We start from the raw sequence: 11,360 nt of genomic DNA on the forward strand, positions 1-11,360 counted from the left end.
CCCAAGGAGATATCGATGCGTTTCGACAAGTTTACTGCAAAGCTTCAGCAAGCCATTGCCGATGCCCAGTCGTTGGCCGTGGGCCGTGGACACAATCAGATGGAGCCCGCACACCTGCTGCTGGCACTGCTCGACAATCGCGATACCGGCATCAAGGCGCTGGTACAGAAGGCCGGCGGCGATGCCGCAAGGATGCGAGATGGACTCGCAGGTCTGCTCGACGATATGCCAAAGGTTGCCCACTTTGATGGCGAGGTGCAGCCCTCTCGCGACCTGATAAAGCTGTTCAACTTGACCGATGCAGAGGCCCAGAAACGCGGCGATCAGTATATCGCCAGCGAATTGGTGCTACTGGCCGCGCTGGCCATGAAGCACGCGGTGTCAAAGGTCCTTACCCAGGCAGGGGTCACCCAGGCCTCTCTGCAGACGGCGATTGATAGCGTTAGAGGCGGCCAGAAGGTGGATGATGCCAACGCCGAGGACAGTCGTGAGGCGCTGGAGAAGTACACCCTGGATCTGACCCAGCGGGCTGCGGATGGCAAGCTGGATCCGGTCATTGGTCGCGATGATGAAATCCGTCGCACCATTCAAGTACTGCAGCGGCGCACCAAGAACAACCCGGTATTGATTGGCGAGCCAGGGGTCGGCAAGACGGCTATCGTCGAGGGCCTGGCGAGTCGCATCATCAATGGTGAAGTGCCAGAAGGGCTGAAGGACAAGCGCGTGCTGTCGCTGGATATGGGAGCCCTGTTGGCTGGCGCCAAGTTTCGTGGCGAGTTCGAGGAGCGCCTGAAGTCGGTGTTGAATGAGCTGGCTCAGGAAGAGGGTCGGGTCATCCTGTTTATTGACGAATTGCACACCATGGTGGGCGCAGGCAAGGCCGAGGGGGCGATGGACGCCGGCAATATGCTAAAGCCGGCGCTGGCTCGCGGTGAGTTGCACTGTGTCGGTGCCACCACCCTTGACGAGTATCGTCAGTACATCGAGAAAGATGCCGCGCTCGAACGTCGCTTCCAGAAGGTGCTGGTGGATGAGCCGAGCGAAGAGGATACCGTTGCGATTCTGCGCGGGCTCAAGGAGCGCTACGAAGTTCATCACGGTGTGGATATCACAGACGGGGCGATCATCGCTGCCGCCAAGCTGTCGACCCGCTACATTACCGATCGGCAGTTGCCGGACAAGGCCATCGACCTGATCGACGAGGCGTCGTCACGTATTCGCATGGAGCTGGATTCCAAGCCTGAGGAGATGGACCGTCTGGATCGTCGCCTGATTCAGCTCAAGATGGAGCGGGAGCACCTCAAGAAGGAAACTGATGAAGCCTCGCGCAAGCGACTTGAAACCCTCGTCGAGCAGATCGAGGAGCTGGAGCGTGAATACGCTGATCTCGACGAGATATGGAAGGCCGAGAAAGCCAGCATTCAGGGAGCTGCCCAATTCAAGGATGAGCTTGATCGCGCGCGGGTAGATCTGGAGCAGGCTCGACGCCAGGGTGACCTCGGGCGCATGTCGGAGCTTCAGTACGGGGTGATTCCGGAGCTTGAGAAGAAGATTGCCGAGAGCGGGGACGCGGAAGCCGATACGCGCCATCACACCCTGCTGCGCTCCAACGTCACCGAGGAGGAAATTGCCGAGGTCGTATCCCGGTGGACCGGCATTCCGGTGGCCAAGATGCTGGAGGGCGAGCGCGACAAGTTATTGCGCATGGAAGAGGCGCTGCACGAGCGCGTCATCGGCCAGGAAGAGGCGGTCACAGCGGTGTCCAATGCGGTGCGCCGTTCACGCGCAGGATTGGCAGATCCTCAGCGTCCCAATGGCTCTTTCCTGTTCCTCGGCCCCACCGGCGTGGGCAAGACCGAACTGTGCAAGTCGTTGGCCAACTTCCTGTTCGATACCGAGGAAGCCATGGTTCGCATCGACATGTCTGAATTCATGGAGAAGCATTCCGTTGCACGCTTGATCGGCGCTCCTCCCGGATACGTCGGCTATGAAGAAGGTGGGTACCTGACCGAGGCGGTGCGTCGCAAGCCGTATTCGGTGTTGTTGCTGGATGAGGTGGAAAAAGCCCACCCGGACGTCTTCAACATTCTGCTGCAGGTGCTGGAGGACGGACGCCTGACCGATGGGCAGGGGCGCACCGTGGATTTCCGTAACACGGTCATCGTCATGACGTCGAATCTGGGTTCCGACATCATTCAGCATTTTGGTGGGGATGACGCAGACTATGACAGCATGCGCCAGGCAGTGATGGAGGTAGTGGGCACCCACTTCCGCCCAGAGTTGATCAACCGAATCGACGAGGTGGTGGTCTTCCACGCGCTTGGACAAGAGCAGATTCAAGAGATCGCCGGCATCCAGCTCGAGCGCTTGCGTTCGCGTCTGGCTGAACACGAACTGGGGTTGGAGGTCAGTGACGAAGCGCTGGCTTTGTTGGCGGTGGTCGGCTTCGACCCCGTCTATGGCGCGCGTCCCTTGAAGCGAGCGGTGCAAAGCCGTATCGAGAATCCGCTGGCCCAGGACTTGCTGGCGGGCAAGTTCACCCCCGGAGAGGTGATTCGCGTGGTGGCGGATGACGGTCAGCTACGTTTTGCCCACTGACGTGTGCCCGGTCGTCCGTCTGTTTAAGCCCTTGGGTGTCATCCCCTTCCTCATGAAGGGGATGAGTTCACTTACAGTCTTTGCTGTTATGAAGTATCGGTAAGCGTTATCAGGCAGATTTCATGCCTCTCGCTATACTGAAGTTTAGGTTGCGTCCTGTGACCCCCTTGCCCGCCCGGTTCCCCACCCGGCGGGCTTTTTGATAGCTGGGCCGGGCTATTGTGATAGCTGGGCCGGGCTATTGTGATAGCAGGGGCGGGCTATTGTGATAGCAGGGCCGGGCAATGTTGATAGCGGTGCCAGGTCTCTCGCTGGCCCATCGTTCAGCGCAGGACACGTGCCCCGGAAAGGCGGACGCGACGCAGCCTGACGTTGTCGCCTACCAGATGTCGTTGCAGCTCTTCCAGACTGACGTTCTTGGTTTCAGGCATCAGGAACATCACGAAAAGCAGTTGCAGCAGCATCATGAGGGCGAAGAAAGCAAACACCGGGCCACCATTGAAGGTGCTGAGAATCCAGGGCATGACCAAGGTAATCAGCGCCGCAAATACCCAGTGAATGGAGGCGCCAAACGATTGTCCTCGGGCGCGCACGTGGTTGGGAAACACCTCCGAGATAAAGACCCAGATAACGGCACCCTGGCTGATGGCGTGGGCCGCAATAAACAGTGCCAGCAGCATGGGAACCTCGATGCCGCCTAGCGCCTCTGCAAAGAAGGCTCTTGAGATCATGACCAGAGAGACCAGGTATCCCGCCGATCCTATAAACAGCAGAGTGCGTCGCCCGAAGCGATCAATCAGCGACATGCCGATCATGGTAAAGATGAGATTGACCAATCCGATGCCAGCGGTGGAGAGCAAGGCGGCTTGGCTGCCCAGCTCGGCTGCCTCGAGCACTCGCGGAGCATAGTAGATGATGAAGTTGATGCCTGAGAGTTGGTTGAAGAAGGCAATCAGAAAGGCCAGCAGAAGCGGTAGGCGATAGCGTCGTGAGAAGAAGGGGGCTTTGGCAGACTGCTCTTGCGCTTCTGCGTCACGGATGGCGGCGATGTCGGCATCCACGTCTGCTGCGGGATTGATCAGGCGCAGCACGCTTGCCGCTTCCTCGATAGCGTTCTTGTTCAGGATCAGCCAGCGTGGACTGCGTGGCACACGGGTGATCATCAGGGTGTAGATCAGCGCAGGAACGGCCTCAATGCCGAGCATCCAGCGCCAGGCGTCATCGCCGATCACGCTGCCGATCACATAGTTCGACACGAACGCCATCAGGATGCCAAACACGATGTTGAACTGATAAAGGGCAACGAGAAAGCCACGCTGGCGCGGTGGGGCGATTTCCGAAATGTAGGTTGGCGCAGCGACGGAAGAAATCCCCACGCCAATCCCTCCGATCAGACGGAAGAAGGCAAATAGCCAAGGATCGGACACGATGGCTGAACCCACCGCAGAGACCAGATACAAGACGCCGATCATCAATAGGGTGGCGCGCCGGCCGAGCGTATCGGTGGGCCAGTTGCCGAAAATGGCACCGATGACTGTGCCCCACAGCGCCATCGACATGATCAGCAGGCCATGCTGCAGGTCGCTTAGCCCCCACAGGGATTGAATCGGTTTGTCGGCGCCGGAGATGACCGCCGTGTCGAAGCCGAAGAGAAAGCCCGCAAGGGCGACGGTGATGGACCATTGGACGATTCTGGACATGGCAAGTCCTCGTTGAGCTGTTGTGATTGTCGTCAAAGAGAGCATGATGAGAGGTGAATCGATTCACTCATGCGGCGTCTTGTGCTCTCGGCCAAGTGCCCGCGAAGGTGTTGCCCAGGAGCGAACTCGCGCGTTACAGGCTTGGTTCGTGTGGTGACGATGGGCTGGATGTGAAAAAGTGAATCGTGTCACCTGTCCATCTCATTACAGCAGCCAAGCAGGAATACTTCGAGCTCCAAGGCTTAGACATTGGTCGTGGGCATGGCCACTGCAGGTGATCCATCGCAGCGATAACGGGATCGCCTGCACAGTGCAGGGAGCGTGCGGGTCAAGAACGGCGGTTGACAGTCACTGGGCGCTATTGGAATCTTGTGGGTTCCTGACTGCGGGCGCGGCACCATGGGAGACCCCCCAACGCCGCGTGAAGGGTAGGCCTGCGTGCCTCTACCCGCCGAAGGACTTCCAGGTGAGGGTTAACCGCCCCGCCTGGCCAACGCCCCGACGCGGTGACCCGCCGTGATGAGAGTGCAGGCCCCAACCGGGCCGACGGACGCCAGGGTTTGGCATCAGGTGCCGGTGCGCCGGCAGCAGCATATCGCTGCACTCGACTTCGTACCGATAACCGGTACGAATCGCACTCGAGACCTCCAGGGGAGATACATCTGTGGAATTGCTTTCAGGCGCGGACATGATCGCCCGCTTCCTCCAGGATGAGGGCGTGGAATACATCTACGGCTATCCAGGCGGCGCCGCGCTACACATCTACGACGCCTTGTTCCGTCAGGACAAGGTCAAGCACATCCTCGTGCGCCACGAACAGGCTGCCACCCATGCCGCCGACGGCTATGCGCGTGCTTCGGGCAATCCTGGCGTCGTGCTGGTGACGTCTGGTCCAGGTGCCACCAACGCGGTGACCGGCATCGCGACCGCTTACATGGACTCGATTCCGATGGTCGTGCTTTGCGGTCAGGTCATGAGTCACCTGATTGGTGACGATGCCTTCCAGGAAACCGATATCGTCGGTGTGACCCGCCCGATCGTGAAACATAGCTTCTCGATCAAGCACCCCAGCGAAATTCCCGAGGTGCTGAAGAAGGCATTTTACCTGGCAGCGACGGGCCGTCCTGGTCCTGTTCTGGTCGATATCCCGAAAGATATGACGGCCCCCACCGAGCGTTACGAGTACGTCTACCCGAAAAAGGTAAAGATTCGCTCGTACAACCCGGTGAGCCGCGGCCATACCGGTCAGATCAAGAAGGCGGTGGAGTTGATGCTGAAGGCGCGCCGTCCGGTCTTCTATACGGGGGGCGGTGTCGTACAGGGGCGTGCCAGCGAAGGGCTCACCGATCTGGTCAAGCAGCTTGGCTTTCCTATCACCACCACGCTGATGGGCATCGGTGCTTATCCCCAGAGTGACAGTCAGTGCCTTGGCTGGCTGGGGATGCACGGCAGCTACGAATCCAACATGGCCATGCACCATGCGGATCTGGTGATCGCCATCGGTGCACGCTTCGATGATCGCGTCACCAACAACACGTCCAAGTTTTGCCCTACGGCGAAGATCATCCACGTCGACATCGACCCCAGCTCGGTGTCAAAGACGGTGCGTGCAGACGTGCCGATCGTGGGCCCGGCCGCCAGCGTGATCAACGAGATGATCAGCCTGGTGCAAGGTCATGAGATTGCCAATCCGGAGGCACTCAAGGACTGGTGGAAGACCATCGATGGTTGGCGCGAGGACCGCAAGGGCAAGCTCTACGAGCCCTCCAAGCCGGGAGAAGTGCTCAAGCCCCAGGAAGTCATCGAGGCCATCTGCCGGGTAACGCGGGGTGAAGCCTTCGTTACCACCGATGTTGGTCAGCACCAGATGTTTGCAGCGCAGTACTACAAGTTTGACAAGCCCAACCGCCTGATCACGTCTGGTGGCCTGGGCACGATGGGCTTCGGGTTTCCGGCGGCCATGGGCGTCAAGCAGAACTTCCCCGAGGAAGAAGTCGTCTGCGTCACCGGCGAAGGCAGCTTCCAGATGATGATGCAGGAGCTTTCCACCTGTAAGCAGTTTGGTGGTGGGGTCAAGATCATCAATCTGAACAACGGTTCCCTGGGGATGGTGAGGCAGTGGCAGGACCTCAACTACAAGTCGCGTCACGCGCACTCTTACATGGAGTCGCTGCCGGACTTCCAGATGCTGATCCAGTCCTACGGCTTCACGGCGTTGAGGGTCGAGAAGAAGGAAGATCTCGAGGAAGCCTTGGCAAGAACCTTTGCAGACACCCATGAGCTGGTGTTCCTCGATGTCGCGGTGGACCCGCACGAGCACGTCTATCCGATGCAGGTGCCCCTGGGCTCCATGCGTGACATGCTGCTTTCCAAGACGGAGCGGACCTGATGCGACATATCATCTCGATTCTGATGGAAAACGAACCGGGTGCGCTGTCGCGGGTCGTGGGACTGTTTTCTCAGCGCAACTTCAACATCGAAACCCTCAATGTGGCGCCGACAGACGACCCGACACTGTCGCGTCTGACGGTGACCACCGTTGGCGATGACCGGGTGATCGAGCAGATCACCAAGCATCTCAACAAGTTGATTGATGTGGTCAAACTGGTGGATCTCACCGAAGGCAACCACATCGAGCGAGAGTTGATGCTGGTGAAGGTGAAGGCGCTGGGTGCCGCCCGCGACGAGGTCAAGCGCACGGTGGATATCTTCCGGGCTCAGATTGTCGATGTGACTCCGAGTCTGTACACCGTGCAGATCACCGGAGATGCCGAGAAGCTTGATGCCTTTCTGCAGGCCATGGGGCCGGTCGGCGTTCTTGAAGTCGCGCGTACCGGGGTGTCCGGTATTGCCCGTGGTGACAAGGTACTTAGCCTTTAGCGGCGGTCGTGATCGTGTGGCCAGCACTTGGCTTTCGTGCTCACTGCACACGCCTTGCGCCGCCCTTCGGGGCGGCGTTTTCATGGGTGGTGTCAGCGTTCCACGACTTCCTGCCACAGGGCATCGATCAACGGGCTCTTCAGGCGACGCTCCAGTACGCATAGACCCACATCGTAGTAGGGCAGTTCCGGCTTCACCGGAAGCATCCTGACCCGTTCAGCCAGAGGGCTTGCCTCCAGCACGATACGGGGTACGACTCCGATCCCGAAGCCCAGTCCGACCATGCTGACGATGGCCTCGTGCCCGGCAACCTGCGCGTAGATCGTCGGATTTACCCCCAGCGCCTTGAACCAGGTGTCAGCCAGCTCCCGCGATAGCCCACCCTCCGACAGGATCATGGGAACACCCTGCCACTGTGGTTGGCTGGGGCTCATCGGCTGCTGGGGAATCCACGGCTGCGACTCCTGGGGAGCAATGAACACGAGGGCCGAGCGGGTCAGTGACTTGAAGGCGAGCCCTTCCGGCATTCGCCTTGGGCGCGAGGTGATCGCCATGTCCTCTTCGCCGTTAAGGACTCGCTGGATGGCCCGAGCCGGATCGCCGGTGTGCAGCTTCAGCTCGATATCAGGATAGCGCTGACGGAACTCCGCCAGCAGGCTGTAGAGGAAGCTGTAGCTGGCCGTCACGGAGCAATAGATGCTGATTTCACCGCTCAAGCGCATCGCCGTCGACTGGAGCGACAGCCGTACCTGCTCCCACTGTTCCAGTGCTTCCTTGGCGTAGCGCTGGAAGTGATGCCCCTGAGGGGTCATGACGACGTGGCGGTTGTCGCGTTGGAACAGGCTCACTCCGAGCTGGTCCTCCAGCTGTTGAATCGAGCGACTAAGCGTTGATGGGCTGACATGGCACGATTCGCTGGCGCGGCCAAAGTGCAGCGTGTCCGCCAGGGCGAGAAAGTGTTTCAGCAGGCGTAGGTCCATATCGCACCGAGCAAGAAAAAGAGGGAATGTCTGCGTTTCACATATTGGGATGTAGTATTGCAAATATAGCGTTTTACGCAACACAGGGGCGCGGGTAAGGTGGCTGCATGGATGGGCGACCTGGTCATGGCCGGTCGACACTCGCCCAGCGCCGCACAAGACGGCGCGGGTGGCCATCAACGCTGAACACCACAAGACCTATTAACGCCGAGCAGGCAAACGAATTCAGGAGCACCAGATGCGCGTTTATTACGACAAGGACTGTGACCTTCAGCTGATCCAGAGCAAGCAGGTCACCATCGTGGGTTACGGTTCTCAGGGCCATGCCCATGCCAACAACCTGAAAGAGTCTGGCGTTTCCGTGACCGTTGCCCTGCGTCCCGGGTCTTCCTCGGCGGCCAAGGCCGAAGCGGCAGGTCTCAAGGTGGCCTCCGTCGCTGAGGCATGCCAGTCTGCTGACGTCGTCATGGTGCTGGCACCTGACGAGAATCAGAAGGCCATCTATGAGCAGGATATCGAGCCGAACCTCAAGGAAGGTGCGACGCTGGCATTCGCTCATGGTTTCAACATCCACTACAACCAGATCGAGCCGCGCAAGGATCTGGACGTGGTGATGATTGCCCCGAAGGCACCTGGTCACACCGTGCGCTCCGAGTTCACTCGCGGCGGCGGCATCCCGGACCTGATCGCTATCCATCAGGACGCGACCGGTCAAGCCAAGGAGCTGTGTCTGTCCTATGCGGCAGCCATTGGTGGCGGTCGTAGCGGGATTATCGAGACCACCTTCAAGGATGAGACCGAGACTGACCTCTTTGGTGAGCAGGCGGTGCTGTGTGGTGGTGCAGTAGAACTGGTCAAGGCCGGCTTCGAGACGCTGACGGAAGCAGGCTACGCGCCTGAGATGGCCTACTTCGAGTGTCTGCACGAGCTGAAGCTGATCGTCGATCTGATGTACGAAGGCGGTATCGCCAACATGAACTACTCCATCTCCAACAACGCGGAGTATGGCGAGTACGTGACCGGCCCTGAGGTCATCAACGACGAGTCTCGCACGGCGATGCGCAATGCGCTCAAGCGTATCCAGACGGGTGAATATGCCAAGATGTTCATCAACGAAGGCAACACCAACTATCCGTCCATGACGGCGCGTCGTCGCCTGAATGCGGAGCACGAGATTGAGCAGGTTGGCGAGAAGCTGCGTGGCATGATGCCGTGGATCGCCGCCAATCAGCTGGTCGACAAGACCAAGAACTGATGCAGCCCTGTCTGGGCGACCGTCAGGTCGTCCAGACTGCCGGCGTATAGCAAAAGGGAGAAGCCGAGGCTTCTCCCTTTTGCGTTTGCTGGCATCGCGCTGTTAGCGCGCCTGAGGTGGGGAGTCCTATCACGAGTCTGGGGTAAGACAAGAGTTGCCTTGACGTCGGCAGGGCGGTGAAGGTTGAGTGGTGTAGAATGCCTTTCATACCCGAAGCCAATGGATGACAGAGATGAGCGAAGACGCAGGCAAGCGTGAGCCGACCCCGCGGGAGTCGCAGGAAGAAGATCTGGCAAGCGCCTTCATGCGGGAGTCCGAAGTTGTGGAGGAGGCAGTGGAGGACGGCAAGAAGGTGCGCCGGCGGGGGATCTACCTGTTGCCCAACCTGTTTACGACCTCAGCGCTGTTTTCCGGCTTCTTTGCTGTGGTGGCGGCTCTCAATGGTGACTTTACTGCAGCGTCGGTAGCGATCTTCATTGCCATGGTGCTCGATGGGCTGGATGGGCGCGTGGCGCGTTTGACCAATACCCAAAGTGAGTTCGGTGCGGAGTATGACAGTCTGGCGGACATGATTTCCTTCGGCATGGCGCCCGGGCTTGTCGCCTTCACCTGGATTCTTCAGGACATCGGCAAGACGGGTTGGGTGGTGGCCTTTCTTTATGTCGCTTGCGCGGCCTTGAGGCTGGCGCGATTCAATGTCCAGATCGGCAGTGTCGACAAGAAATGGTTTATCGGGTTGCCCAGCCCCTCGGCGGCGGCACTGGTGGCTGCCAGCGTCTGGACCTTCCACAGCTTCGATGCCACTGCACTCGGGTTCAAGCTGCTGATGCTGCTGGTGGTGGGTGCTGCCGGCATCTTGATGGTCAGCAATATTCGCTATTACAGCTTCAAGGACGTGGACTTGAAAGGGCCCGTACCCTTTGTGGTGCTGCTGGCCATCGTGCTTGGCTTTGTGGTGATCTCCATCGAGCCTTCGGTCATGCTGTTGTTGCTGTTTGGAACCTATGTCGCATCGGGTCCTGCATTGGCGTTGATGCGCAAGCTGAAATCCTGAGCTCCCGTCGATTAAGCGAGCTGGCGGATTCCTGCCAGCTCGCGGCCTGGCTGGCGTAGCTGCTTCTGCTCGGGATCAGCGGTTCTCGCTCTTTTCTTCTTCTCCCGCTCTCTTCCTTCGCCTTCGGCTCTCCCTCTCTGCTTTTCCCCCTCTCTGCTGTTCTCCCTATCCTTTCGCGCTTGGTGCCTGGACTTGAACGCCCTACAGCTGGCCCCTTGTGCTCCCAGCTCGGGCGCACGGTTATTCACTGAGGTGTCATGAGGAGAGGGGTGTGGATAAGGGCGATGTGCCGGTGCGCACTTTTTTTACGTCAGGCTATTGCCAAGCTGCCTCGAGATCCGTAAAGTACGCATCCGCTGCCGGCGACGAGCAAACGTCACAGGCGGTGAAGAGTGGTAAAAGTAGTTGATTTGAAAAGGCTTTTTTTAAGCTTCTCGGAAAAATCACTGCTTGACGAGCAACGAGAAATCGGTAAAATGCTCGCCACTTGATCGGAGTCGCCGGCAGGGCATCAAAGGATGCGCTAAGGCACGCTTCGCTCTCTTTTGAAGTATGCGAGCATCGCTTGCAGGACGCAAAAGAAAGCGCTTGACGAAACGCTTCAATTCTGTAGAATACGCCTTCCTCGCAGGGCGCTGAGCAAAGCGCTCGGCAACAGCGAGACGCTCATTGAGCTCACTAGAGTCAAGAGCACGCTCTTTAAAAATTGATCAGGTAATTCATGTGGGCGCTTGCCGATGAGTCAGTGACAATGTCACTGAAATATCAAGGCATGCGACTCGTCAAACGAGACGTTTGAACCTTGAGCCAAGTTTGGTCCGCTTAACGGACTATCAGACTTTAAACTGAAGAGTTTGATCATGGCTCAGATTGAACGCTGGCGGCAGGCCTAA

General features: G+C 58.8%; 7 protein-coding genes. 5 read left to right on the forward strand and 2 right to left on the reverse strand.

What is annotated here, in order from left to right; genetic code table 11:
• The first annotated feature begins 15 nt into the window (after positions 1–15).
• Complete coding sequence (gene clpB / locus KUV72_RS16770; protein WP_222239140.1) at positions 16–2,598, forward strand: ATP-dependent chaperone ClpB; 2,583 nt, start codon at positions 16–18, stop codon at positions 2,596–2,598.
• A 323-nt stretch (positions 2,599–2,921) separates the two neighbouring features.
• Here the strand turns inward: clpB and KUV72_RS16775 are convergent, their stop codons facing one another.
• Positions 2,922–4,343 carry a sugar porter family MFS transporter gene (locus KUV72_RS16775; RefSeq protein WP_206943970.1) on the reverse strand — a complete coding sequence of 474 codons (1,422 nt, stop codon included), beginning with the start codon at positions 4,341–4,343 and terminating at the stop codon, positions 2,922–2,924.
• A gap of 619 nt (positions 4,344–4,962) precedes the next feature.
• Here KUV72_RS16775 and KUV72_RS16780 point away from each other — a divergent pair.
• Both KUV72_RS16780 and ilvN read left to right on the forward strand, forming a co-directional pair.
• Positions 4,963–6,687: an acetolactate synthase 3 large subunit gene (locus tag KUV72_RS16780; protein WP_206943969.1), complete on the forward strand. Its 1,725-nt coding sequence runs from the start codon at positions 4,963–4,965 to the stop codon at positions 6,685–6,687.
• Positions 6,687–7,178: an acetolactate synthase small subunit gene (gene ilvN, locus KUV72_RS16785; RefSeq protein WP_206943968.1), complete on the forward strand. Its 492-nt coding sequence runs from the start codon at positions 6,687–6,689 to the stop codon at positions 7,176–7,178. Before KUV72_RS16780 ends, ilvN begins: the two co-directional genes overlap by 1 nt.
• 92 nt (positions 7,179–7,270) lie before the next feature.
• Here ilvN and ilvY read toward each other — a convergent pair whose 3' ends face one another.
• A complete protein-coding gene (ilvY, locus tag KUV72_RS16790; protein WP_206943966.1) occupies positions 7,271–8,158 on the reverse strand; it encodes an HTH-type transcriptional activator IlvY in 888 nt (295 codons plus the stop codon).
• A gap of 223 nt (positions 8,159–8,381) precedes the next feature.
• On the opposite strand from ilvY, the gene ilvC reads away from it, so the two are divergent.
• Together ilvC and pssA are read left to right on the forward strand one after the other, a co-directional pair.
• Positions 8,382–9,413 (forward strand): ketol-acid reductoisomerase, encoded by a 1,032-nt coding sequence (gene ilvC, locus KUV72_RS16795; protein WP_315857924.1) that lies wholly within the window; start codon positions 8,382–8,384, stop codon positions 9,411–9,413.
• Positions 9,414–9,645: 232 nt separating this feature from the next.
• Positions 9,646–10,467 (forward strand): CDP-diacylglycerol--serine O-phosphatidyltransferase, encoded by an 822-nt coding sequence (gene pssA / locus KUV72_RS16800; RefSeq protein WP_206943964.1) that lies wholly within the window; start codon positions 9,646–9,648, stop codon positions 10,465–10,467.
• Positions 10,468–11,360: the final 893 nt, after the last annotated feature.

Source organism: Halomonas sp. DP4Y7-1, assembly GCF_019800705.1.
Classification (GTDB): domain Bacteria; phylum Pseudomonadota; class Gammaproteobacteria; order Pseudomonadales; family Halomonadaceae; genus Halomonas; species Halomonas litopenaei_A.

Bases quoted from the DNA above. Each gene is read 5' to 3' on its own strand.
- clpB (WP_222239140.1), top strand. From the start codon at position 16: ATGCGTTTCGACAAGTTTACTGCAAAGCTTCAGCAAGCCATTGCCGAT.
- KUV72_RS16775 (WP_206943970.1), bottom strand. From the start codon at position 4,343: ATGCTCTCTTTGACGACAATCACAACAGCTCAACGAGGACTTGCCATG.
- ilvN (WP_206943968.1), top strand. From the start codon at position 6,687: ATGCGACATATCATCTCGATTCTGATGGAAAACGAACCGGGTGCGCTG.
- ilvY (WP_206943966.1), bottom strand. From the start codon at position 8,158: ATGGACCTACGCCTGCTGAAACACTTTCTCGCCCTGGCGGACACGCTG.
- pssA (WP_206943964.1), top strand. From the start codon at position 9,646: ATGAGCGAAGACGCAGGCAAGCGTGAGCCGACCCCGCGGGAGTCGCAG.